The sequence below is a fragment of the Bradyrhizobium sp. 76 genome (genome assembly GCF_023073025.1).
In the GTDB taxonomy this organism is placed as follows: domain Bacteria; phylum Pseudomonadota; class Alphaproteobacteria; order Rhizobiales; family Xanthobacteraceae; genus Bradyrhizobium.
The window spans coordinates 223,047-246,978 of sequence record NZ_JADPIS010000109.1; the positions used below are offsets into that span (position 1 = coordinate 223,047).

At 63.9% G+C, this 23,932-nt stretch carries 25 protein-coding genes; 9 read left to right on the top strand and 16 right to left on the bottom strand.

All coding sequences use genetic code 11. The features are described from left to right. Window positions 1-50: 50 nt before the first annotated feature. From IVB48_RS30795 to IVB48_RS30810, 4 genes are all read right to left on the bottom strand, one after another. Complete coding sequence (locus tag IVB48_RS30795) at window positions 51-2,204, bottom strand: methyl-accepting chemotaxis protein (RefSeq protein WP_247362938.1); 2,154 nt, start codon at window positions 2,202-2,204, stop codon at window positions 51-53. A 164-nt stretch (window positions 2,205-2,368) separates the two neighbouring features. After that, on the bottom strand, window positions 2,369-3,094 hold the full coding sequence (locus IVB48_RS30800) for an outer membrane beta-barrel protein (protein ID WP_247406010.1): 726 nt from the start codon (window positions 3,092-3,094) through the stop codon (window positions 2,369-2,371). Between the two features lie 223 nt (window positions 3,095-3,317). Continuing rightward, entirely contained in the window at window positions 3,318-3,638 is a 321-nt protein-coding gene (locus tag IVB48_RS30805) for a hypothetical protein (RefSeq protein ID WP_027570057.1), read from the bottom strand. 84 nt (window positions 3,639-3,722) lie between these two features. After that, entirely contained in the window at window positions 3,723-4,127 is a 405-nt protein-coding gene (locus IVB48_RS30810) for a Rid family hydrolase (RefSeq protein ID WP_247406013.1), read from the bottom strand. Window positions 4,128-4,242: 115 nt separating this feature from the next. On the opposite strand from IVB48_RS30810, the gene IVB48_RS30815 reads away from it, so the two are divergent. Together IVB48_RS30815 and IVB48_RS30820 are read left to right on the top strand one after the other, a co-directional pair. After that, window positions 4,243-5,010, top strand: coding sequence for a helix-turn-helix transcriptional regulator (locus tag IVB48_RS30815; RefSeq protein ID WP_247406016.1), 768 nt, complete (start codon window positions 4,243-4,245; stop codon window positions 5,008-5,010). Window positions 5,011-5,052: 42 nt separating this feature from the next. Continuing rightward, window positions 5,053-5,343: a hypothetical protein gene (locus IVB48_RS30820; protein ID WP_247406019.1), complete on the top strand. Its 291-nt coding sequence runs from the start codon at window positions 5,053-5,055 to the stop codon at window positions 5,341-5,343. A 133-nt stretch (window positions 5,344-5,476) separates the two neighbouring features. On the opposite strand, the gene IVB48_RS30825 is transcribed toward IVB48_RS30820, so the two are convergent. Beyond that, window positions 5,477-5,686 (bottom strand): hypothetical protein, encoded by a 210-nt coding sequence (locus IVB48_RS30825; protein ID WP_027570060.1) that lies wholly within the window; start codon window positions 5,684-5,686, stop codon window positions 5,477-5,479. Continuing rightward, window positions 5,683-5,847, bottom strand: a complete 165-nt coding sequence (locus IVB48_RS30830; RefSeq protein ID WP_197031214.1) for a hypothetical protein — start codon at window positions 5,845-5,847, stop codon at window positions 5,683-5,685. Before IVB48_RS30830 ends, IVB48_RS30825 begins: the two co-directional genes overlap by 4 nt. A gap of 343 nt (window positions 5,848-6,190) precedes the next feature. Here IVB48_RS30830 and IVB48_RS30835 point away from each other — a divergent pair, with 343 nt between their 5' ends. Then, a complete protein-coding gene (locus IVB48_RS30835) occupies window positions 6,191-6,460 on the top strand; it encodes a hypothetical protein (protein WP_081747969.1) in 270 nt (89 codons plus the stop codon). A gap of 18 nt (window positions 6,461-6,478) precedes the next feature. Here the strand turns inward: IVB48_RS30835 and IVB48_RS30840 are convergent, their stop codons facing one another. The 5 genes from IVB48_RS30840 to IVB48_RS30860 all read right to left on the bottom strand — a co-directional run bounded on the left by IVB48_RS30840 (window position 6,479) and on the right by IVB48_RS30860 (window position 12,080). Next, window positions 6,479-8,098 (bottom strand): ABC transporter ATP-binding protein, encoded by a 1,620-nt coding sequence (locus tag IVB48_RS30840; RefSeq protein ID WP_247406022.1) that lies wholly within the window; start codon window positions 8,096-8,098, stop codon window positions 6,479-6,481. A gap of 2 nt (window positions 8,099-8,100) precedes the next feature. Beyond that, window positions 8,101-8,940: an ABC transporter permease gene (locus IVB48_RS30845; protein WP_018458168.1), complete on the bottom strand. Its 840-nt coding sequence runs from the start codon at window positions 8,938-8,940 to the stop codon at window positions 8,101-8,103. Continuing rightward, on the bottom strand, window positions 8,937-9,908 hold the full coding sequence (locus IVB48_RS30850; RefSeq protein WP_247406025.1) for an ABC transporter permease: 972 nt from the start codon (window positions 9,906-9,908) through the stop codon (window positions 8,937-8,939). Before IVB48_RS30850 ends, IVB48_RS30845 begins: the two co-directional genes overlap by 4 nt. A gap of 91 nt (window positions 9,909-9,999) precedes the next feature. Further along, the gene (locus IVB48_RS30855; protein ID WP_027570063.1) at window positions 10,000-11,550 is read right to left on the bottom strand and encodes an ABC transporter substrate-binding protein; all 1,551 of its coding nucleotides are present in this window, start codon (window positions 11,548-11,550) and stop codon (window positions 10,000-10,002) included. A gap of 218 nt (window positions 11,551-11,768) precedes the next feature. Next, window positions 11,769-12,080, bottom strand: coding sequence for a hypothetical protein (locus IVB48_RS30860; protein WP_027570064.1), 312 nt, complete (start codon window positions 12,078-12,080; stop codon window positions 11,769-11,771). A gap of 177 nt (window positions 12,081-12,257) precedes the next feature. Here IVB48_RS30860 and irrA point away from each other — a divergent pair, with 177 nt between their 5' ends. Beyond that, complete coding sequence (gene irrA, locus IVB48_RS30865; RefSeq protein ID WP_247283207.1) at window positions 12,258-12,740, top strand: iron response transcriptional regulator IrrA; 483 nt, start codon at window positions 12,258-12,260, stop codon at window positions 12,738-12,740. Window positions 12,741-12,747: 7 nt separating this feature from the next. Here the strand turns inward: irrA and IVB48_RS30870 are convergent, their stop codons facing one another. Further along, the gene (locus IVB48_RS30870) at window positions 12,748-14,298 is read right to left on the bottom strand and encodes a winged helix-turn-helix domain-containing tetratricopeptide repeat protein (protein WP_247362927.1); all 1,551 of its coding nucleotides are present in this window, start codon (window positions 14,296-14,298) and stop codon (window positions 12,748-12,750) included. A gap of 134 nt (window positions 14,299-14,432) precedes the next feature. Between IVB48_RS30870 and mddA the strand changes: the two genes are divergently transcribed. After that, window positions 14,433-15,218, top strand: a complete 786-nt coding sequence (mddA, locus tag IVB48_RS30875) for a methanethiol S-methyltransferase (protein WP_027570067.1) — start codon at window positions 14,433-14,435, stop codon at window positions 15,216-15,218. A gap of 230 nt (window positions 15,219-15,448) precedes the next feature. Next, window positions 15,449-15,871, top strand: a complete 423-nt coding sequence (locus tag IVB48_RS30880) for a GFA family protein (protein ID WP_027515305.1) — start codon at window positions 15,449-15,451, stop codon at window positions 15,869-15,871. Window positions 15,872-15,915: 44 nt separating this feature from the next. Here IVB48_RS30880 and IVB48_RS30885 read toward each other — a convergent pair whose 3' ends face one another. Further along, window positions 15,916-17,475 carry a winged helix-turn-helix domain-containing protein gene (locus tag IVB48_RS30885; protein ID WP_247406028.1) on the bottom strand — a complete coding sequence of 520 codons (1,560 nt, stop codon included), beginning with the start codon at window positions 17,473-17,475 and terminating at the stop codon, window positions 15,916-15,918. 420 nt (window positions 17,476-17,895) lie between these two features. On the opposite strand from IVB48_RS30885, the gene IVB48_RS30890 reads away from it, so the two are divergent. Then, window positions 17,896-19,257, top strand: coding sequence for an adenylosuccinate lyase family protein (locus tag IVB48_RS30890; protein WP_247362925.1), 1,362 nt, complete (start codon window positions 17,896-17,898; stop codon window positions 19,255-19,257). Between the two features lie 113 nt (window positions 19,258-19,370). Next, the gene (locus tag IVB48_RS30895; RefSeq protein ID WP_027570071.1) at window positions 19,371-20,627 is read left to right on the top strand and encodes an aminopeptidase; all 1,257 of its coding nucleotides are present in this window, start codon (window positions 19,371-19,373) and stop codon (window positions 20,625-20,627) included. A gap of 159 nt (window positions 20,628-20,786) precedes the next feature. On the opposite strand, the gene IVB48_RS30900 is transcribed toward IVB48_RS30895, so the two are convergent. Next, window positions 20,787-21,341: a hypothetical protein gene (locus IVB48_RS30900; protein WP_247406030.1), complete on the bottom strand. Its 555-nt coding sequence runs from the start codon at window positions 21,339-21,341 to the stop codon at window positions 20,787-20,789. A gap of 235 nt (window positions 21,342-21,576) precedes the next feature. Between IVB48_RS30900 and IVB48_RS30905 the strand changes: the two genes are divergently transcribed. Beyond that, window positions 21,577-22,032, top strand: a complete 456-nt coding sequence (locus tag IVB48_RS30905; protein WP_027570072.1) for a cupin domain-containing protein — start codon at window positions 21,577-21,579, stop codon at window positions 22,030-22,032. A 98-nt stretch (window positions 22,033-22,130) separates the two neighbouring features. Here IVB48_RS30905 and IVB48_RS30910 read toward each other — a convergent pair whose 3' ends face one another. After that, on the bottom strand, window positions 22,131-23,180 hold the full coding sequence (locus tag IVB48_RS30910; protein ID WP_247406032.1) for an amidohydrolase family protein: 1,050 nt from the start codon (window positions 23,178-23,180) through the stop codon (window positions 22,131-22,133). Window positions 23,181-23,297: 117 nt separating this feature from the next. Continuing rightward, on the bottom strand, window positions 23,298-23,819 hold the full coding sequence (locus IVB48_RS30915; RefSeq protein ID WP_247406035.1) for a hypothetical protein: 522 nt from the start codon (window positions 23,817-23,819) through the stop codon (window positions 23,298-23,300). Between the last annotated feature and the right edge of the window lie 113 nt (window positions 23,820-23,932).

Consider the following 23,932-nt stretch of genomic DNA (forward strand, 5'->3'; position numbering starts at 1 on the left):
GGACGCTGGCGGGGTCCGCATAGCGGTCATTCCGGGTTACGGAACGGCGCCTACGCCGCCCGCATGTTGTTGAGAAACGCGTCGATCTCTCCGCGCAGCATGTCGGCCTCGCGGCGGAGCGCGTCGGAGGCGCCGAGCACTTCGTTCGCCGCTGCGCCGGCTTCCGCCGAAGCCGTGGAGACGCCGACGATGTTGCTGGAAACCTCGCTGGTGCCGCCGGCGGCATGCTGGATGTTGCGGGCGATCTCGCGGGTCGCCGCGCCCTGTTCCTCGACCGCGGCGGCGATCGTCGTGGTGACGTCGTTGATCTCGCCGATGATCCGGCCGATGCCCTGGATGGCGCCGACGGCCGAAGTCGTCACTGACTGCATGCTGGCGATCTGGCTGCGGATCTCCTCCGTCGCTTTGGCGGTCTGGCTCGCGAGGCTCTTCACCTCGGAGGCGACCACCGCGAAGCCACGACCGGCTTCGCCCGCGCGCGCCGCCTCGATGGTGGCGTTGAGCGCCAGCAGATTGGTCTGCGAGGCAATGGTCTGGATCAGGTCGACCACCACGCTGATGCGGCTCGCGCTGTCGGCGAGGCTCTGCACCGTGGCATCGGTCGCGCCGGCCTCGTCGACCGCCTTCCTGGCGATCGCGGCCGAGGTCACGACCTGCTTGCTGATCTCCTCGATCGAGGACGAGAGCTGCTCGGTGCCTGATGATACGGTCTGCACGTTGACCGAGGTCTCTTCGGCTGCGGAGGCAACCGCGTTCACCAGCGCATTGGACTGGTCTGCCGTGTTCGACATGCTCTGCGCGGTCGATTGCATCGAATTGGCTGACTGCGCGAGATTGTCGAGTGCGGTGCGGACCGCGCCCTCGAATTCTGCAATCTTCGCTTCCATCTGCGCCGCACGCTCGGCCTTGGCGACGCGATCCCTGTCTTGCTCGCTCGCAAGCGCGCGAGCTTCGATCATGCTGTCGCGGAACACCGTCAGCGTTTCCTTCATCGCGCCGATCTCGTCGTTCTGCCGGGAGCGGACGATCTCGGTGTCGAGGTCGCCGGCCGAGAGCAACTGCATGGCGCGTTGAAGCTCGCGAATGCGGCGCAGGATGTTGCGGCCGACATAGAGCCAGACGAACAGCGCCGAGCCGACCAGCGTCAGAGCGCCGAGTGCCAGCATCGCGGTGGTCGCGAGCGAGATCTCATGCCGCGCCTGGAAGGTCGACGCGTTGGTCTCCTTCTGCACGCCCTCGACGAGCTGCTGCACGCTGATGCCGAGGCCGACATTGAGCTTGCGGGTCTCGTCCAGGATGGTCTGGCCGTAGTCGATCGCGTCGAGCTCTTTCTGGCGGATCTTGAACACGCCGGACTTGCCTTCGCCGAAGGCGAACAGCTTTTGCACGGTGTCGCGCACCGCCTGCATCGAGGCCATGTTCGGCAGGTCCTCGAGGTTCGACTTGACGCGGTCGCGCGTCGCCTTGAACTCCTTCTCGATCGCCTCCAGCGTATCGCTGTTGTTGGCCGACAGCGCCGCCATCATGTCGGCAGCCATCAGATTGCCGTTGGCGGAGATGGTCGCGACCTGGGAGACGGTGCGGGCGGCTTCGGTGGCATCGTCGGCGGAAACTTCCGCCGCGCCGAGGATCGCGTTCAGGCGCGTTTGCGCATCCAGCATGGCAGGACCGGCCGCACCGACGAAGGTGAGCTGCGCCTTGCGGAGCGCTTCATATTGCTTGTCGTGCAGTGCGCCGGTATCCAGCCGTTCGCGCGCGGCCGACACCAGGCTCTGGGTCGCCTCGTCGATGCTCTTGGCGGTGTCGCGCAACGCGGTTGCGATCTGCTTGTCGGCGCCGAGCTCGATGATCTCGCCGAGCTTGGCCATGGCGAGCTGCTGGATCTCCTGCACCTTCTTGGTGCGTTCGTTCAGCGCCTCGTCGGACGGCGACGCCAGGAGGCCCGGCCCCTGTGCCGCAAGCGTTGCGCTTTGCGATGCGAGTTGAAGGCTGGCGGAAAGGCGCGGGATGTCGCGGCCGCTCAGGTCCATCATGGTGCTGCCGAGATGGTTGAAGACGAAGCCGGCGCCGGCTGCAATCACGAGGCCCATGCCCGCGATCACCGCGAAGGCCGTGAACAGGCTGCCGCGCACGCCCCATGTCGGCATTTTGAAACGAGGCCGGATACGACCAAGCAAGCGGCCAAGGCCCAGACGGATCGCCATCGAAATTCCCCCACGCGTGATCTTTATGTTTTCGCCGCGGAGTATCCTCGGGCCAGGTTAAAAAATCGCAAGTTGCTCAATCGGTTGCGTACGTTCCGCACAGCGAAAAAAGAAGGGCCGGCAATGATGCCGGCCCTTCATCATGATAAGGTCTTGGTAACCGTTCAGTAGCGCGCGACCGCCGAGTTGGCCCAGTTGAGGCGGTAGTTGACGCCCGCCTTGATGGTGTGGTCGTCGGTGGTGAAGTTGCCGGTGCCCGCCAGCGGACCACCGGTGAAGTGCGCGTCGCCGAAATTGTAGTACTGGTACTCGGCCTTGGCCGACCAGTTCGGCGCGAACATGTATTCGAGGCCGGCGCCGACGGTGTAGCCGTTGCGGTGATCGCCCGTGATGACGAAGGCAGCCGGCACGCCGCCGACGGTCACCTTCTCGTTGTTGTCCGAATAAGCGTAGCCGCCCTTCACATAGAGCAGGCCCGGACCCCAAGTGTAGCCGACGCGGCCGGTGATCGAGCCGAGACCACGCTGGTCGTTGGTGTAGGCGACGCCGCCCGGGAACACCGCGCCGACGCTGCCGGAGAGCCAGGAATACTGGCCTTCGACGCCGACAACGAAGTTCGGGTTGAACTGCCAGTCCGCGCCGGCCTGCAGACCGCCGAGGAAACGGCCGTTGCCGTTGTTGCCGGTGGAGAGGCCGCTGAAATTGTTGTCGCTGGAGAACGCGCCGCCGACATGGCCGCCGATGTAGAAGCCGGTCCAGTTGTAGATCGGCGCGGCATAGGCGGGCGCGGGCGCCTTATAGTAATTGCGGTTACCGAGATCGGCACCGACCGCCGGCGCGGCAGCGCCCACCACGAGCAGCGCAACGGTCGCAAACAGAATCTTCTTCATCGTCCAAACTCCAACACTTAGGTCCGCGGCAGGCGCGCTTTCCGCGCCGTCGTTGGTTCTGCAGATAGCTCGCTTTTGACGAAAATGCTGTCACATCCGTGGCACAGCGGCAGCCAACCTAACTTATTGGGCTGTAAATGATTTTCGTGCTTAATGGCGGCTTAAGAAGTGGTGAAGGAAGGCTTAACTCGGCGCTATCAGGGTAACTTGCGCGCGCATCTCGTTAACCAAGGCGGCGCCGCGCCTCATCGCGCATCTGTTCGCGGAATGCAGCGCGCTTTGCGGGCCGGTCTTCCTCGCGCACGTCATGACGATCGAACACGTCGAACTTCTCCAGGATCGGATAGCGCTCGCTCGCCATCGCGAGCACGCGCAGCACCTTGGTCGCCGACGGTGTCGGGCCGCTCACCTCCCAGCGCCGGATGGTGTCGGCGCCGCCCTTCTCCGGCAATCCGCAAAGCCGGGCCATGTCGGCCGCGGTGAGCTTGCGCTCGAGGACCTCCGAGAGATCGTTGCGGAGTTGCTTTAGTTCGGGACCGGTCATGTCGCCTCAATACGCGAAGTCGATGAGGTGAATGCACTAGCGCTGATTCGGGTCCATCCGAAGGCGGGCAATCCGCGCCTGGCCTCATCCATGTTGCCTCGCCAGCGCGACGCAATCGACCTCGATGTCAAATGGCCCAGGCCACGACGGAACGTGCAGGAAGATGCGCGCCGGTGAACAGTCCTGGAAGTAACGGGCATAGACCTCGTTGAACGTGGCGAAATGCGCGGGATCGGGCGTACAATAGACATTGCACTTGATCACCTCCGCCAGCGACGACCCCGCCGCTTCCAGGCAGCATTTCATCTGGTCGAGCACGATCTCGGCCTGCCGCTCGAACGGTAGTGTTCTGACCTCGCCCGTTTCGGGATCGAATGGCGGCAGGCCGGATAGATAGACGATGCCTTCGACGACGACGACCGGATAGATCGGGCCTCTGCGGCGGCGCTCCAGATAGGTCGATATCGGCTCCACGCGGATGCGTTTCATGCTGGGTCTCCGGATTGTGTCGGAGCCACGGTAGAGCGCGCTCGGCGTCCAATGGTTCGGCCGCGGCCAAACCATCACTGTTGTCGTGCCGGGACGGTCGCGATACGCTTTCTCCATGGTCGCAGCGGCAAACATGGTCGAGGTGGCGGCACTGGTCGGCGATACCGCGCGGGCCACGATGCTGGCGGCGCTGATGGGCGGGCAGGCCCTGACCGCGAGCGAACTGGCGGCGCGCGCGCGAATATCGAGGTCGACGGCAAGCGGACATCTCGGCAAGCTGGTCGGGGCGCGGCTGCTCATCGTGACGCAGAAACGTCGCAACCGCTATTACCGCATCGCGTCTCCTTTGGTGGCCAGGATGCTGGAGAGCATCAAGGCCGTTGCCGCCATCGAGGTTCCGCCGCGCCATCAGTCACGCTCGATCGCCGACGATCAACTTCGCTTTGCGCGCACCTGCTACGACCATCTGGCCGGCTATCTCGGCGTCGCCATCGCCGACGCCCTCGTCGCCAAAGCGCACGTCGTGCTCACCGATGACGGCGGAGAGGTAACGGCCTCCGGAACACATTTCCTCTCCGCGTTCGGCGCGGTGCTGGAGCCGAAATCCGGAAGCAGGCGAATCTTCTGCCGCCCATGCCTGGACTGGAGCGAGCGTCGCTTTCACGTCGCCGGTCACGTCGGCGCAGAGATTCAACGTTGCTGCCTGGAGCGCGGCTGGCTGAGACGGGACCGCGACACGCGGATCGTGCACGTCACGCCAGCCGGGCAAATCGGTTTGCGCAAGACATTCGGCATCCATCTGAGCGGTAACGGCAACCGCTCCCCGGCACCTTCGCCCGCGCACGAAGTTATGAATGGGATGCCCATGGAAATCCGCCGCTGAATGAGCAAATGCCAAGGGGGCCGCAGAATGAAGTGATCAGCCATGACAAGCATCAAACCCGCCATTGCCGCCCTCGTCACCATCGGGCTGCTTGCCGCGCCGTTCGCGGCTGAAGCCAAGAAGCACCGGTCAAGCCGATCTTACAGCACCGGCGTGGTGGCTCCGAATTATGGGAGCGCCGGATCGTTGGCAGCACAGCCCAGAGCCTACGGGTCTAGCGGACAGTCGGTCGGGACGGTCACGGCGCCATCGATCGGCACGTATAATTGGCCGTCCGTCGGCGTGACCAACGCAGTCCCGACCTGGAACAACACCAACCCGCCCATCCGATAGGCGCGCCTGTCCGGCGAGCCAATGCCGGTCACCCTGCGCCGGTCGCAAGGCCAGAGAAGATCAAGCGCGACCAGCAATGATCATGGCGGTGGACCAGGCATTTCGGATCGTTCAGGGACAGCGCAGCCCGATCCTAAATTCCCCGACCGACCTGTTGGCCGATCACGCAGCGCCATCCGGCGAGGCGCTCGGCTGGATGCTGGTTCATCCATTCGGCGAGCTGTGGCGCACCCATCAGGCACGATTGCATCGAGACGTCGGCGAAGTCGGATGTGGTGACGGTTTGCTCATGACAGTTCGCTGGAGAGGCGAGGTTGCAGAGCACGGCAATGATCTTGATCACGCGAGGTTTCCTCCGTCGCTGCGACGCGCGGAGGCTCCGCTCGATCGTTCGCCCACCGGATCAGCCGGCGGGAAGATGCTGTCGTAGATCGCGCGCGCTTCCTGGATGAGGCGAATGCGCTCGCGCTCGGATTTCGAGACAAACTCAATAACCTGGCCCATGTCGGCTCCAATAGATCCTCAATCCATCATCACATGATGGAAATCATTTCATGCGGATGTGGGGTGCCGGCTTCGGCTTTGCAGCCGTGCGGGCGGTCACGAGGGATAAAAAGCCCGTGAGTATTCCGTTCCTGAAGTGGAACGGGATACCTTCAGCGATGTGCCGGTCTCACGACGCATCTGTTCGGCCGGGATCGCTTCGCAGCTTCGTGATGACGTGTTGAGCTCTGCGGTGTGAGGGCATTGCGGCACATTTTCTCGCGCGCGGAGTTGTAAGATCACTCAGTGCACGTGCGCCTGACGAACGGCATTGCGATTGAGAGACCGCCCGAAAGGATCAGCCATGACAACAACGAAACGCTCCATTGCTGCACTCATTGCTCTCGGATTGGCCGCAGCGCCACTCGCTGTCAACGCACAGACGTCGGCGACAGGTACACCAGGCAGCACGAGCGGACGCACCGGAGCGCCGGTACAGCAAGGAACTATCGGAAGTTCCGGGCAGACCGTCGGCACCGTGACGGCGCCGTCGGTCGGAACGTCCAACCAGCCCTCCGTCGGCGTAACAAACTCAGTCCCCACCTGGAACAACACGAATCCTCGAACGAAGTAGAAATCGGGATCAGCTGACTCACGCCGCCGGCGCGCGATGCTTCCGTCCCGGCACCGCCGCGAGCAGTTCGCGCGTATAGACATGCTCGGGCGCGGCGAAGAGCTGCGCGGTCGGCTTCAGCTCGACGATGACGCCGCGCTGCATCACGGCGATGCGGTCACAGATCTGGGCGGCAACGCGTAGATCGTGGGTGATGAACAGCATCGAGAGGCCGAGGCGGGCCTTGAGGTCTTCGAGCAGCCTCAGGACCTGCGCCTGCACGGAGACGTCGAGCGCCGAGACGGCCTCATCCGCGACGATGATCTCGGGCTCGAGCGCGAGCGCGCGCGCGATGCCGATGCGCTGGCGCTGGCCGCCGGAGAATTCATGCGGATAGCGCTCGAGGGCGCCGGCATCAAGGCCGACCATCTTGAGAAGATCGCGGGCGCGGTCGAACGCGACTTTCGGATCGGTACCGGCCGCGATCGGGCCGTCGGCGATGATATGACCGACCTTGCGGCGCGGATTGAGCGAAGCGAACGGATCTTGGAAGATCATCTGGATGCGATGGCGCTCGGCGCGTAGCGCCTTGCCCGCGAGCTTTGTGAGATCGGTCTCGCCGATCCGCACGGTGCCGCGATCAGCCTCGATCAGCCGCATCACCAGCCGGGCCACCGACGATTTTCCGGAACCGGATTCGCCGACCAGGCCGAGCGTCTCGCCCTTGAGAATCGTGAAGTTGACTTGGCGCGCGGCATCGACGCGGCGGTCCTCGCGAAACCAGCCGCCCGAGGTGACGTAGGTCTTGTCCAGTCCGATCACCTCGACCGCCTTGGCCTGGTCGTCGAGGGCGCTGCGGGCGGGCGGGTCCATCGAGGGCACGGCGGCGAGGAGCGCCTTGGTGTAGTCGTGCTGCGGCGCGTTGAAGACGGCCGAGGCGGGGCCTTCCTCGACCACCTTGCCGTGGCGCAACACGACGACCTGGTCGGCGATGTCGGCGACCACGCCGAAATCATGGGTGATGAACATCACCGCCATGTTGCGATTGCGCTGGAGGTTGCGGATCAGTTTCAGGATCTGCGCTTGCGTGGTGACGTCGAGCGCTGTTGTCGGCTCGTCCGCGACCAGCACCGCCGGTTCGAGCGCGAGCGCCATCGCGATCATGGCGCGCTGGCGCTGGCCGCCGGAGAGCTGGTGTGGATAGGCGCGCACGATGCGCTCGGGATCGGGGAGGCCGACCTCGCGCGCCAGCGACAGCGCCTTGGCGCGCCGTTCCCTCGGCGTGAGCAACCCGTGCGCCTCGAACATCTCCGCCATTTGGTCGCCGATCCGCATCAACGGATTGAGCGCGGTCATCGGCTCCTGAAAGATCATCGCGAGCCGGCGGCCGCGCAGATCGCGCCAGCCGTCGTCGTCGAGCTTGAGCAGGTCGCGGCCTTCGAACTCGATCTCGCCGGAGGTGACGGTGACCGTGTCAGGCAACAGGCCCATCAGCGCATGCGCGCACATCGATTTGCCCGAGCCGGATTCGCCGACGACGCAGACGATCTTGCCCGGCCGCAGATCGAGCGAGACGCCGTCGACCGCGAATGGCCGTTCCGCGCCTTTGGGCAATGCGATCCGCAAGTTCTTGATGGAGACGGCGGGCGGTGCGGTCATGATCAGCGGCCCTCCCGTGACAGCCGCGGATTGAGCGCGTCGTTGAGGCCTTCGCCGATCAAATTGAGGCCGAGCACCGAGATCAGGATCGCGACGCCGGGAAATACGGTGATCCACCAGGCCTGGCGGATCACGGTACGGCCCGCACCGACCATGTAGCCCCAGGAGATCAGATTGGGATCGCCGAGGCCGAGGAACGCCAGCGAGGATTCCAGCAGGATCGCGGTCGCCACCATCAGCGAGGCCAGCACGATCACCGGCGACAACGTGTTCGGCAGGATTTCGCGCAGGATGATCCAGGTGTTGCTCTGGCCCGTGACCACCGCGGCCTGGACGTACTCCCGCGTGCGCAACGACAGCACCTCGCCGCGGACGAGGCGCGCGACCGGCGGCCAGCTTACCAGCGCGATCGAGGCGACGATCGAATAGATCGAGGGCTGCAGGATCGCGACCAGCACGATCGCGAGCGCAAAACTCGGAATGGTCTGGAAGAACTCGGTGAAGCGCATCAGGGCGTCGTCGACCCTGCCGCCGAAATAGCCGGCCATGGCGCCGATGGGAACGCCGACGACCAGCGCCACCAGGGTGGAGACCATGCCGACGAGCAGCGAGACGCGTGCGCCAAAGATCATTCCCGCGAACACGTCGCGGCCGAGTGCGTCGGTGCCGAGCGGCACGGTCGCGAGCGTGAACGGCGGCAGGAACGGCCGCTGCACCATGCGCCAGGGTGAGTTCGGGAACAGCATCGGACCAAACAACGCGACCGAGATCGCAAGGAGCAGGATGATGAGCCCGATCACGCCGCTCGGGCTCCTCAGCATCGATTTCCAGAACTGTTTCATGTGGTGAATTCGATGCGCGGGTCGACCAGGCGATAAACCAGGTCGGTGATGAGGTTGAAGATCAGGACCATGGCGGAGCAGATCACGAAGACGCCGAGCAGCAGATTGTAGTCGCGCTGGAGCAGGGCGTCGTACATCAGGCGTCCGATGCCGGGCCAGGCGAACACGGTCTCGGTGATGACGGCGCCGCCGATCAGGGTGCCGGAGTGGACGCCGGCGAGCGTCACGACGGGGAGCAGCGCGTTGCGCAGGACGTGGCGACGCTGGATCACGGCATCGGAGAGGCCTTTGGCGCGCGCGGTCTTGACGAAGTCGAGACGCTTCACCTCCAGCATCGAGGCGCGCGTCATGCGGGTGTAGGTCGCCATGAAGAACAGGCCGAGCGTCATCGCCGGCATGATCAGGTGCTTTGCCACATCGACGGCATGAGCGAAGCCGGTGAAGTTGGCGCCGACGGTCTCGTAGCCGAAGCTCGGCAGCCAATCCATGGTGACCGAAAACAGCAGGATGCCCATCAGCGCCACCCAGAAGATCGGCATTGCGTAGAATATCAGGGCGAAGACGGTGATCGCGGTGTCGAGAAAGGTTCCGGCAAAGCGCGCGGCGAAGGTGCCGAAGAGAACGCCGAGCACGAGCGAGATCGCAAACGCCGTCAGCGTCAGCAGCAATGTCGCGGGCAGCCGCTCACCGATCAGCTTCGCGACCGGTGCCTGCTGGCGGAAGGAGAAGCCGAGGTCGAGGGTAGCAATGCCCTTGACGTAGATGAAGAGCTGCTCAGGCAGCGGCTTGTCCAGGCCGAACTTCTCCCTGAGCTGCTGGACGAAGATCTGGTCGCTCGCCCCGGCCTCGCCCGCCATCACGACGGCGGGATCGCCGGGCGCGAGCCGGATCAGGAAGAAATTGAGGACGACGATCGCAAGCAGGACGATCACGCCCTTCGCGACACGCTGAGCGACAAAGGAGAGCATCTAGAGGATCATATCGGTGATGTGACCTGGAGCGACAGAGATGGAGCGATCACCTCTCCCCGCGAGCGGGGAGAGGTGACGGAGGCAGCCCTCACTTGTCCAGCCATGCGTCCTTGAAGCCGTCATTGACGCCGATGCCGGTCGTAATCAGGTTCTTGACCTTGCAGCGCATGATGGTCGGGAATTGCAACTCGAGCATCCAGGCCACCGGCACGTCCTCGACCAGGATCTTCTGCGCCTTCTCGTAGATCTCCTTGCGCTTGGAGTCGGGCGTCGCCACCGCGCCGTCGGCGAACAGCTTGTCGATTTCCGGGTTGGAGTAACCCTCGACATTGTTGAACACCTGGCCCTTGGCGATGGCGCTGGAGACGTAGTTGCGACCGACGCCGAGGGCCGGATCGCCGTACTGGTAGAGATAGGTGAAGGCGATGTCGTAGTCCCAGTCGCCGATCTTCTGGTTGCCGCCGGCGACGTCAGTGGCGATGGTCTCGATGTTCATGCCGACGTCCTGGAGGTTCTGCTTCACGGCTTCACCCCAGCGCTGCCAGGTCTCGCCATAGGCGAGCGGCAGAAGACGGATCTTCTCGCCCTTGTAGCCGGCTTCCTTCAGCAGCGCCTTGGCCTTGGCCGGATCGTATGGGTATTTCGGCACGTCGTCGGTGTAGTATTTGATGGTCGAGGCCGACGGGCCGGTTGCGACCTTGCCGAGCCCGTTCCAGATCACGTCCTTGGCGAAGTCGCGGTCGATCGCAAACATCACCGCCTGGCGCACCCGCTTGTCGGCGAGCGGACCCTGGCGGTTGTTGAGCCACAGCCAGGCCAGCGGCGAGAAGAACTCCCAGCCGGCGCCGGTGACGCAGGTGTCCTTCAGCTTGGACAGCCGCGGCACGTCGAAATTCTCGACCGAGCCGCCGGGCAGCACGTCGACCTTGCCGGTCTCATACGCCACCGAGCGCGCCGCGGCATCGGGAATGATCTGCCAGTAGATCTCGTCGAGATAGGGCTTGCCCTTCTCGTAATAGTTCGGGTTCTTGACCAGGCGGATGAATGAGCCCTTTTGCCATTCCTTGAACATGAAGGGGCCGGTGCCGACGGGGGCGTTGTTGTAGGGATTGGTCTTCCAGTCGGTGCCTTCATAAAGATGCTTCGGCACCATCGGCATCGAGCCGACCTCGAAGATGCCGAGGAACGGGCCGAACGGCTGCTTCAGCGTGAACACCACCGTGTAGTCGTCGGGAGCCTCGACCTTGTCGACCTGCGCCAGATTGTTGCGGGCGCGCGCGTGGGTCTGTTTCAGCATCTCGAGCGAGAACAGCACGTCGGCGGCGGTGAAGGGCTTGCCGTCATGCCACGTCACGCCCTTCCTGAGCTTGAATGTGTAGGTTTTTGCGTCCTCGCTGACACTCCAGCTCTCGGCGAGCTCCGGCTGCGGTTCGAGCTTGGGGCTGTAGCGAAGCAGGCCTTCGAAAATGTTGCCCGACACCATCTGCACCGGGCCGTTCTGGACCATTGCCAGCATCAGGCCGGGCGGCTCGGGCTGAATCACGGCATTGATCGCTCCACCCGCTTTCGGCTCTTGCGCCAGTGCCGGGGCCGCGAGACCACAAGCCAGGAGGACACCAAGCAACACTCGTTTTGACATGTCGTATCTTTCTCAAGCGAGACCAGCCGCAAACGCTTCGCACGTCATGGCGCGCAAAGCTATGGCCGGCCCATCCCAGTCCCCATCCGGGATCGAGGCTCACACAGTCTCGTTCGGCGCCGCAAGATGAAAGTCTCGACAGTGTTCGCACAAAAAATGTACAGCGCGTCCTGTTATGGCATTTGACGGCCAAGCCGGCGCCGCCGCGCCGCACGGCTTCAGGAGGGCCGCAGCACCCGTTGCAACTCGGCAAGCGCATCCGCGAGTTGCTCGCGGTGCGCGATGTCGTCCTTGGGGATGGCTGCGACACTGCCCGCGAGCTCGCGCAGGATTCCGGCGAGCAGGCCGAAATTGAGGTGCAGGTGCACCGATTTGCGTTCCTCCGCCGTCCCCGGATGCTGCAGCACCAGCGCAACGCCGCTGCCGTCGAGGCGAGCCTCGAACCGCGATGAATGCCCGAAGGTGCCGACATAGAACTTGTCGGGATATTCGAGCGCGATCTCTGCCTTGTCGGGAACCGGCTTGGACATGCGAGCCTCATTGATGTCAGGCTATTCTGGCCGGGAATAAACTCGGCCGCCTTGCGATAGGTCAGAGGCGGGCTCGTTCCGGATTTGATCGGGATCAAAGCCGGGCTGCCGCTTCTGCGATCTGATGGCAGGACGCGTGAAGCCCCGCGTGCCCGGTCAACTGCGAGTGCATCGGCGATGAACGTCCATTCCACCCCACCCGAAGCGGATTCAGACGATATCGCCATCTCCTTCGCGGACGAGGCGTCGGCACGTTGCGCGCAACTGCTCGGCGATGCCGGCCTCAGGCTGACGCGCCACCGTCTGGCGCTTGGTCAAATGCTGTTCCTCTGCCCCCATCGTCATGTGACAGCGGAGGGGCTTTATGAAGAAGCGACGGCCGCCAATCTGCGGCTGTCGCTTGCGACCGTCTACAACACGCTGAACCAGTTCACCGAAGCCGGCCTGTTGCGCCGGATCGCGGCCGACGGCATCAAGTCGTTCTTCGACACCGATACGTCCGTGCATCCGCATTTCTACCTCGAAGGCGAGGATGTGCTGGTCGACGTCACCGACCGCCTGACCTTCACCAGGATACCCGGGGCGCTTCCGGGCCACGAGATCGCGCGGCTCGACGTCGTCGTCCATCTGCGCCGGAAGCGCGACGCAGACCCGGCATGAGGATCGTCTAGCGCAAGCCCGCCCGCCGAAATCCTTCCAGATAGTGCTCGCGGTCGGCCTCGTTGGCCCACGGCAATTGCGTCGCGATCCAGTGCAACGAGATGTTGGGCTGGGTGCGGCGGAGCTCGCCCAGCGCCATCTCCGCAACCATGCCGTCGCCGGTCATACCGGCAGAAACCGCCAGCACGCGGTAGGCGCCGGTGAGGTCGCCGCGGTGGCGGATCGCCTCGCGCGCGAGCGCGATGGCCTCGCCATAGCGCCGCTCGGTGAAGCGGGCATAGCCGGCGATGCCATGATAGATCGCCAGGGATGGATCGCGCGGAGAGAGCCGCATTGCCCTCTGCGCTGCCTCGAATGAATCCTTCGGTCGCCCGGCATAGGACAGCGCCAGTGCGTAATAGCCCTGCGCCAGCGAGAAGTTCGGATTGAGCGCGAGCGCCTGCTCGAACTCGGACAGTGCGTCTGCAAGCCTTCGCGTCGAGAAGTAGACGCTGCCGAGCGCGGCGTGCGCCCAGGCATCCTCGTGGTCGCAGCGCACCGCGGCGAGCGCGGCGACTTCCGCCACCGGCGCCACCAGCGCAAGCTCGGCCCAGCCGAGATGCACGCCGAACATGTGGTTCGCCGCGAGCACCGACAGCGCCTGACCGTAGTTCGGGTCGATCCCGATCGCGCGTTCCAGCAGCACCCGTGCGGTCTCGTGATCCCGCCGCGTCACGCGCCAGTAATGCGATAGCGCCCGCATCAGGAGATCCCAGGCATCCAGGCTCGCGGGGGGCTTGCGATGGGCGCGAAAACTTTCCGCAGCATGAATCTGCGGCTCGATCGCCGCGGCGATCGCGTTGGTGATTTCGTCCTGCACGGCGAACACGTCGACCAGCTCGCGGTCGTAGCGTTCGGCCCAGAGATGGCTGCCGGTCGTGGCGTCGTTGAGCTGAGCGGTGATGCGCACCCGGTTGTCCGACTTGCGCACGCTGCCTTCGACGACGTAGCGGACGCCCAGTTCCTCGGCGATCTGCCGGATGTGGACCGCGCGGCCCTTGTAGGTGAAGGACGAGTTGCGGGCGATCACCATGAACCAGCGCTGCTTCGACAGCGCGGTTAGGATGTCCTCGCTGATGCCGTCGCCGAAATAGTCCTGTGCGGGATCGCCGCTCATGTTCTCGAAAGCGAGCACCGCGACCGCCGGACGGTCCGCCTGGGCGCGCGGCAGAACAGCGACGGGTTGCGCAGGCGCCGTCGCGGCTGCCACTTCTTCCCGGACTTCGCCGACGAAACGAAAGCCCTTGCGCGGAATGGTCTTGATCAGCCGCTGGCTCGCACCGTCGTCGCCGAGCGCCTTGCGCGCGGCGTTGATCCGGCTGTTCAGGGCGGAATCAGAGATGATCCGATCGCTCCAGATCTGGCTGATCAGGTCATCCTTGCTGACCACACGGGTGCGCTGCGCCACCAGATAGAGCAGGAGATCGAACACCTGCGGCTGCAACGGCACGGCGGCGCCGCTGCAGGTGAGTTCCCGCAGGTCGCCGTCGAGCACGTTGTTTTCAAAGCGAAATCGCACGTTTCTGTCGTCTCAAGCAAAAATCAAAGTCGTCTCAGGCGAAAATCAACCGTCCGCGAAAGTCTTGAGACCTCCGGTGCGGCATGGTGCAGCGACCAATGAAGTGTCGGCGTTTTGGCACAACGGAGCTGTTTATGACCCAAATTGATCATCAGGTTCATCCTATCGGCCCGGTTGCGGGCTCACGCATTTTCAAGTTCATCGCATTTCTGTACGGAATTGCGGCGTATCTCGTGTTTTTCGTCACCATTCTGTACGCCATCGGCTTCGTCATGGGGCTGGTGGTGCCGAAGACCATCGACACCGGGACCGACACGCCCGTGGCCGAGGCCGTCATCATCAATCTGCTCCTGATGGCCCTGTTTGCGGTCCAGCATAGCGTGATGGCGCGCCGGCAATTCAAGGCCTGGTGGACGCAGTACGTCCCCAAGCCGGTCGAGCGCAGCACCTATGTGCTGTTTGCGAGCCTGTCATTGCTCCTCCTGTTCTGGCAGTGGCGTCCGCTGCCCACGGTCGTATGGGACGTCGCGAACCCGGATCTTGCTGTGACGATCGTCACGCTGTCGCTGGTGGGCTGGGTCCTGGTATTCACCTCGACCTTCATCATCAATCACTTCGAGTTGTTCGGATTGCATCAGGTGACCAATCATCTCGTCGGCAAGGAGGCGTCGCCGCCGCGCTTCAAGACGCCGTTGCTATACAAGTTCGTCCGTCATCCGATCTATCTCGGCTTCATCATCGCGTTCTGGGCGGCGCCAGTCATGACCGCGGGCCATCTGCTGTTCGCCGCCGTGACCACGCTCTACATCTTCGTCGGCATCGCGCTGGAGGAGCACGACCTCATCGATCTCTTCGGCGACGAGTACCGGCAGTACAAACAACGGGTGTCGATGCTTATTCCCTGGCGCAAGTCGGTATAGCTTCCGCGTCTTCTCGTCGCGTCCCCCGAAAGGAGGACGCGCGGCGGCGCAGAGGCGCGTAACGGATCCTGCCGGACGCAACCTTCAACGTTTCTCGGGGTGAATCCCCCTCATCCCGACGCTATCAGTGCGAGCAAAGCTCGTCGCGACCCCCGCATTCGTTCTCGCCGAGTTATCGGCAAACAGGAGCGGGGAGAGGAATCTGAACAATCATCAACGGAGACGACCTAATGAAACATGTTGGAAACTGCTTCTGTGGCGCAGTCACGATCGAGGTCACGGGCGCGCCGGAGGCGATGGGCTATTGCCATTGCAGCTCGTGCCGCTCGTGGTCGGGCGGTCCGGTGAACGCCTTCAGCCTGTGGAAGCCCGAAGCCGTGCGCATCACCGAAGGTGCTCAGAATGTCGAGACCTTTGCGAAGACGCCGCTCAGCCAGCGCAAATATTGCAAGAAGTGCGGCGGCCATCTCATGACCAACCATCCGCCGCTCGGCCTGGTCGACGTCTTCACCGCCACCATCCCCACCCTCGCCTTCGCGCCCGGCGTCCACGTCAACTACGCCGAGACGGTGCTGCCAATGCGCGACGGCCTGCCCAAGCTCAAGGATTTCCCGGCCGAATTCGGCGGCAGCGGCGAGATGATGCAGGAGTGATGCGCTTTCTTCCTCTCCCCGCAAGCGGGGAGAGGAGAGATTCGCTACCTCATCCCCGCGCGCCGCAATCCCTCGAGATAATGCTCGCGATCCTCGTCCCGCAGCATCGGCAGCTCGCGCGTGATCCAGGCGAGCGAGATGCCGGGTTGGGCGCGGCGCAAGCCTTCCAGGGCGGAAGCCGCGCGCGCGGGATCGCCCGACATTCCGGCGGCGGCCGTCAGCACGCGATGCGCGCCGACGAAATCGGCGCGCTGCCGCATCGACTCGCGCGCCATCTGTGCGGCGCCTTCGTAATCGCGGCCGATGAACCGGGCATAGGCCGCGACGCCGCAATAGATCGCCGCGAGCGGGTCGCGCGGGCTCAGCCGCAGCGCGCGGCGCGCGGCGACATCGCCGTTCTGCCATCGTCCCGCGTAACACAGCGTCACGCCGTAGAAGGCGTGTGCCATCGCAAAATTCGGATTGAGGTTCAGCGCCAGCTCGAACTCCGCCAGCGCGTCGTCGAAGCGGCGACGGAATAGATAAGTATAAGCCAGACCATGATGAGCCCAGGCATCCTCGCGATCGGCCTCCACCGCCGCGAGCGCGGCGCGCTCGGCGACCGGCACGGTCGGGGCCATGTCGGACCAGCCCATATGCGCGCCGAAGATGTGGCTGGTCGCGAGCAGGCCGAGTGCCTTGCCATAGGCGGGATCGAGCGCGACGGCCTTTTCGAGCAGTCCCTGCGCGGCGGCATTGTCCTCGCGGGTGATGCGCCAGTAATGCGACAATGCGCGCATCACGAGGTCCCATGCATCCAGGCTTCCCGGCGGCTTCTGCTGGGCGCGAAAACTCTCGGCGGTATAGAGCTGCGGCTCGATCGCGGCGACGATCGCCTCGGTGATCTCGTCCTGCACCGCAAAGATGTCGGCAAGCTCGCGGTCGTAACGTTCGGCCCAGAGATGGCTGCCGGTCGAGACGTCGTTGAGCTGCGCGGAGATACGCACGCGATCGCCGCTCCGCCGCACGCTGCCTTCGAGCACGTAGCGCACGCCGAGCTCGCGCGCGACCTCGTTCATGTGCACCGCGCGGCCTTTGTAGACGAAGGAGGAGTTGCGCGCGATGACGAAGAACCAGCGCAGCTTCGACAGCGCGGTGATGATGTCCTCGCTGATTCCGTCCGAGAAATAATCCTGCTCGCGGTCGCCGCTCATGTTGGTGAAGGGCAGCACCGCGATCGCCGGCCGGTCCGGTAGCAGCAGCGGGGCCCGCAGAAGCTTCGCTCCGAAATCGGATTCCGGCGCGGTTGCCCCACGCTTGGTTTCGACGTCGCCGACGAAACGAAAACCTTTGCGTGAGATGGTGCGGATCAGCGCCTGGCTTGCGCCGCTGTCTCCGACCGCCTTGCGTGCCGCATTGATCCGGCTGGTCAGCGTGGATTCGGAGACGCTGCGCCCGTGCCAGATCTTGTCGATCAGTTCGTCCTTGCTGACCACCCGATCGCGGTTCTCCATGAGGTGGACAACGAGATCGAACACCTGCGGCTCCACGGCAACGGGAACCTGCTCGCGGCTCAGCTCGCGCAAGTCGGTATCGAGCAGGTGATCCCGGAACAGAAACTGCACGTCGAAAACTCAGACCTCAAGGCAACATCGGGCAATGATGAAAGCAAAACGGATTTCGGCTGATGTCTGTGAGTCCGCCAAGGGGCCTGTCCGGTTCACCACGATCGCGTGATGGCAGCCATGCGATTTACGGGGAGGAATGCAACCTGGATTAGAATAAAGCCGTTTCGGCCGGATTGTCGCGATTTCGTCACGGCGTTGCGAGCAATCCATCCTGCCGCCGCGGAGCTAGCGTGGATTGCTTCGTCGCAAGGGCTCCTCGCAATGACGGTGTTCAGGCAATGGTGTGCGGCAGCTTCCCATGTTGTCCTGGCCTTCGCGACAGCATCGAATACCTGACGAATAGTGAATGTCCATTGCCGAACAGTTCCGTGTGCGTAAGCTGCCCTCACACAAAACACCAACCACGAAGAAACGCCCATGCCCGCTTTTCATGCCTCAACCACCGTGCTCGATTCCATGCTGTTCCGCGATGCCTTCGGCACGCCGCAGATGCGGGAGGTGTTTTCCGATATCGCGACGGTCGCGCGCTATGCCGAGGTCGAGGTGGCGCTGGCGAAGGCGGAAGCGAGATGCGGGGTGATTCCGCAGGACGCGGCCGATCAGATCGCGGCGCGGACCGACGTTGCCGCGCTGGATTTCGACCTGTTGCGGCAGGAGACCGATGTCGTCGGCTATCCGATCCTGCCGCTGGTGCATCAGATGGTGAAGCAATGCGGCGATGCCGGCCGCTATGTGCATTGGGGAGCGACCACGCAGGACATCATGGACACCGCCGTGGTGCTGCAACTGCGCGCAGGCCTCGAGATCGTCGAACAGGATATCGCGGGCTTGCGCAAGATCCTCGCCGACCTCTCGAAGCGCTACCGCGACACGCCGATGGCGGGGCGCACCCATCTCCAGCAGGCGCTGCCAGTCACCTTCGGCTACAAGACCGCGATCTGGCTCGCGATGTTCGATCGCCACGCCGAGCGTATCAGTGAATTGAAGCCGCGCGTTCTGGTCGGCCAGTTCGCCGGTGCCGCCGGCACGCTGGCCTCGCTCGGCGACAAGGGGTTCGAGGTGCAGGAGGCGCTCTGCGCCGAACTGAGGCTCGGCGTTCCCGCCTCGACCTGGCACGTCGCACGCGACGGTTTTGCCGAGGCTGTGAATTTCCTGGCGCTCGTCACCGGCTCGCTCGGCAAGATCGCGCTCGACATCATGATCATGGCCTCGACCGAATTCGCCGAGGTCTACGAGCCCTTCGTCAAGGGACGCGGCGCGTCCTCGACCATGCCTCAGAAGCGCAACCCGATCTCCTCGGAACTGATGCTTGCGGCGTCCAAGGCGGTGCGCCAGCACGCCGGCCTCATGCTGGATGCCATGGTGCAGGATTTCGAGCGCGCCACCGGGCCCTGGCACGCCGAATGGATGGCGATCCCCGAGAGCTTCGTGCTGACCGCTGGCGCGTTGCACCAGGCCAAGTTCGCGCTCGCCGGCCTCATCGTGGACGAAAGCAAGATGAACGAGAATCTCGCCGTCAGCCGCGGTCTGATCGTGGCCGAAGCCGTCATGATGGGGCTCGCGCCGCAGATCGGGCGGCAGGAGGCCCATGACGTGGTCTATGACGCCTGCCGGCTCGCCAATGAGAAAGGTCTGACATTGGCGGACGCACTGTCGTCCGATTCCCGCGTCTCCGTCAGAATCGATCGTGCCACGATCGAGGCGCTGACATCACCGAAAAATTACCTCGGCCTTGCTCCCGCCATGGTCGACCGGGTGCTGAAATCGGCAACGCGTTGAAAACCAAAATGCGCGAAACTGCGTATCTTTGGGGTGTCGCAAGGCACTCGCGCACTTGTGTCTCGCGATGCTAGACTTAGATTGAGCGAGAGACGTTCGGCAGAGGATTCGGCATGACTGATCAACGCATCACCTCCACTCCCATCGATCCCGTGAAGCTCGACCGGCTGGCCGAGGTTGCGGTGAAGGTGGGCCTGGGCTTGCGGCCCGGCCAGGATCTGCTCTTGACGGCGCCTGCGATCGCGTTGCCGCTGGTGCGGCGGATTGCCGTGCATGCGTACAAGGCCGGCGCCGGCATCGTGACGCCCATTCTCTCCGACGAAGAGATGACGCTGGCGCGCTACCGCCACGGCCACGACGACAGCTTCGATCGCGCCGCCAACTGGCTCTACGAGGGCATGGCCAAGGCGTTCTCGAACAACACCGCGCGTCTCGCCATCGTCGGCGACAATCCGATGCTGCTCTCGGGCGAAGATGCATCCAAGGTCGCGCGCGCCAGCAAGGCCAATTCCATGGCCTATCAGCCCGCGCTGGAAAAGATCGTCAATTTCGACACCAACTGGAACATCATCGCCTATCCGAGCCCGTCCTGGGCGAAGCAGGTCTTTCCGAATGATCCTGAAGAGGTCGCGATCGGCAAGCTCGCGGACGCGATCTTCGCGGCGTCCCGCGTCGATCGCGAGGACGCGCCGGCCAATTGGGCGAGCCACAACGCGGTGCTGCGGGAGCGCACCAACTGGCTCAACGGCCAGCGTTTCCGCGCGCTCCAGTATTCAGGACCGGGCACCGACCTCACGATCGGCCTCGCCGACGGCCATGAATGGGAGGGCGGTGCTTCGCTCTCCAAGAACGGCATCAGCTGCAACGCCAATATCCCGACCGAAGAGGTCTTCACCACGCCGCATTGCCGGCGCGTCTACGGCCATGTTGTGAGCTCGAAGCCGCTGTCCTACCAGGGCACGCTGATCGACAACATCGCGGTGCGCTTCGAGGACGGCAGGATCGTCGACGCCAAGGCTTCGCGCGGCGAGGAGGTACTGAACAAGGTGCTCGACACCGACGAGGGCGCGCGCCGTCTCGGCGAGGTGGCCCTGGTGCCGCACTCCTCGCCGATCTCGCAGAGCGGATTATTGTTCTACAACACGCTGTTCGACGAGAACGCGGCCTCGCACATCGCGCTCGGCCAGTGCTATTCGAAGTGCTTCGTCAACGGCGCCCAGCTCACGCCGCAGCAGATCGCGGCGCAAGGCGGCAACCAGAGCCTGATCCATATCGACTGGATGATCGGCTCGGCCGAGACCGACATCGACGGCATTCTGGCCGACGGCAGCAAAGTGCCGGTGTTTCGCAAGGGCGAATGGGCGAAGTAACGCGTCTTGCTATCCATCCTTCGAGACGCCCGCTTCGCGGGCTCCTCAGGATGAGGTTTTTTCTTGCGGTGAGATATTAGACTCTCATGGTGAGGAGCGCCGTTCACGGCGCGTCTCGAACCATGAAGGCCGAGCACGTTCCTATTCTCAAAGCCCGCCTTACGCCGCCGCGTTGCGCAGCATCGGGCTGTTGTCGATGCTGAAGCGGTTGAGCAGCGTCGTGAACGGGCTGCCGTCGGTGGCCCGCACGACGGCGTCGGAGGCCGCTACCGCGTCGTAGAGCGCACCGACCGGATCATTCGCCTCGGGCAAGTCGAGGCCCTTGCGGATTTGCTCGCGGGCCTCGTTGACGTCGTCCTCGTCGTCGAGTGTGGCCTCCAGCGCGTCGGCCGCCCGCCGCATTTCATGGAGGTCACCGCCGGCGGAAAATTTGAGGATGTCGAGCCAATAGGGGCGCGCCACGACGAGCTGGACGAAAGCCTCGAAACTTTCCGCGATGATTCCCGCGCGGCCTTCCGATGAGACGTAGAGCACGTTCTGAGACGGCAGCAGCACGAACGCGCCGCCGGAGCCGTCACTGCCGATCTGCCGGGGGCTGTCGATTCCGTCGACCGTGAACCAGGGCTCCTCTTCGGTTGCGAAGGAGACATCAAGGCTGCCGAGCCAGGCGACGACCTCGCCTTGAGTTGCGAGAACCTCCGGGGTGAGGGGCATCGGCATGGCTCCTTTCAGATAGCTTCGCGCACTTTGTCGCACCCCGGAAAAGAAGGGTTCATGTGCGCGAAATTGCAGGGAAATTGCGACGTTAACCGTTTCGCGTCTGCAACTTGCGGCTGATTGTCGGCCCCTGCGTAAGAAAGAATTAAAAACCGGCTACTAGCGTTCCCGCCATCTTTGAACAATCCGGGCCGAGACCCGGCGGATCATATTTTATCCCCTGGGGAAACAGATGTCGCGTACATTGATTGAAATCAGCAGTTGCAATGTAGACCTCGAGCTGCGGCCGATCGAACCGTCCTGGATCATCGAAGGCAATCCGGTGTCGCGCTCGCACATCCTGTCCACCAGTGCCGACGGCACCGCTTCGACCATCATCTGGGCCTGCACCGAAGGGCGCTTCAACTGGTACTACGATATCGACGAAACGATCATGATCATGGAAGGGTCGATCGTGCTCGAAAGCGACGGCATGCCGCCGAAGCGCTACGGCCCGGGCGACGTCATCTTCTTCCGCAACGGCGCGCATGCCAAATGGCATGTCGAAGGCCACGTCAAGAAGATCGCGTTCTGCCGCAAGACCAATCCCGTGATGATCGGCTTCCTGATCCGCGTCGTCAACAAGCTCAAGAAGATCTTCGTCTCCACCGGCGAGCGCCGTCCGGCCTCGCTGATGGGCGCCGGCTAGAGTTCAATCAGTTTCAAGGACGCTTCCCAGCGGTCACGACGGAACGGGGGCCGGGATCAAGATCCCGGTCCCTGTTCTCGTCATGACGGCAATCCTTTTTAAGGCAAATCGAGCCGGTAGAAGTTGCTCGCGGTCTGCGAGAACAACGCCGTCTTCTCGGTCTCGCTCAGGGGCGCCGCGATACGCTTGAAGGCGTTGAAGATCACCTGGTAGCTGCACTGGCCCTTGTCCGGCGGGAAGTTGCTCTCGAACATCGCGCGCTTGGGTCCAAACGCCTCGATGCAGGTCTCGACGTAAGGCCGCCACGCGGCGGCAAGCTCCTCGGATGACGGCGGCCTCTCGCGCAAATGGAAGTCGTAGCCGAGCAGGCACATCGCGAGCCCGCCGAGCTTCACCACCACGTTCTCGCATTTGGCGATCTCCTGGATCGACGCCCGCCATTGCGGAAACACCTCCTCGCGTCGCCCGACAAAGCGGCCGATTCCGGCCGGGCCGCCGCAATGGTCGAGCACGATCCTGGTGTCGGGAAATGCGCGGGCGAGCTCGGTCAGCTCGCCGATCTGCGGATGGAACAGCCAGGCATCGAAGCTCAGATTCAGCGGCGCGAGACAGGCGAAGCCCCTGCGGAAGGTCGGGTCCTGCAGCAATCCCTGCGGCCGGTTCGCATACATGCCGGCGACAGCAGGATCCGGGTCCCAGGCCGAGGAATGCCGGATGCCGCGGAAGCGACCGTTGCCTGCCGCGATCTCGGCCTCCAGCACCGGCTTTGCGGCATCGCCGAGCAGCAGATTGACGTGGCTGACGATGCCGGCGCAAATCGCGGCCTTGCCGTAACCGCCGCTGGCGCTCATCGCGGCGACGCCATTGGCGAACTCGACCTCGCCCACCGGCCGGAATGCTTCTTGCCCGTGCGCACGATACATCGAGCGGCAATCGACATAGACGGTGGCGATGACGTTGTGGCCGGAGGCGATATCGGCCGCCATCTCCTCGATCAGATAGCGGTGCCCGCGATTCCAGAGATGGTGATGGGGATCGACGATCGGCCGTAAGGGATCGATGATCTCCTCCTGATGCAGCGCGAGCCAGTCCTCGCGCGGCTCGACGAATAACCCGCTCGTGTTGGCGGGCAGACCGCTTGCGGCCATGGGCGTGCGCTCCCCTTATCTATGCTTCTTGTTCGGGGAGCCTAGCACCTCGTCATCGCACGGAGCAGCGCGCGTTGCGCAACCGCACCCGGCATCGCGGGCACAGCGGCGCCGCCGTCAACCGTTGCGCCGCTTCGCCCTCACATCGACCACCAGCCGCCAATCGGTTGCGGTGGCCGGCTTGACCTCGCCGAGCCAATGGAAGAAATCCTCTGTGATTTCTGTAAAACTCCAGCGCGTCAGGTCGCCGGCTTCGGTCGTGCCTTCCTGCACGATGTCGGCATCGCGCGGATGGCCGATCTGCTGGCGGAATATGCAGCGACCGGGATCGACCCAGGAAATCCGCCAGGCATCGATGGTCGGATCGTAGACCCGCAGCGTCGTGCCGTACCAATTGCCGGCGACCGGCAAGGCCGGGCTGCCAGCCGGGCGCGGAATGATCCAGACGTCCTGCACGGCGCGGCCCTCCAGCACCCAGCCGAAATGGATTTCGCCGGGCGCGGTGTGTTTCGTTCCATCGGGTCCATGGGCGGTGATCTCGGCGTCCCAATCGCCGACGAAACGGCCGTAAAGCCGCAGCGCCGCCGCGTGCTCGGGGTTCGGTCCGTCCGCGTGCAATAATCTCGCAAAGTCGGTCATGTCGATCTCCTGTTGCGAGGAGATCAGCACGACCGGCCGGCAGCCGACTTGGAGAAAATTGCGCGGCGCCCGCCGTCAAGTCTTGTTGGGCGACAGATGCCCTATGCCAGGAT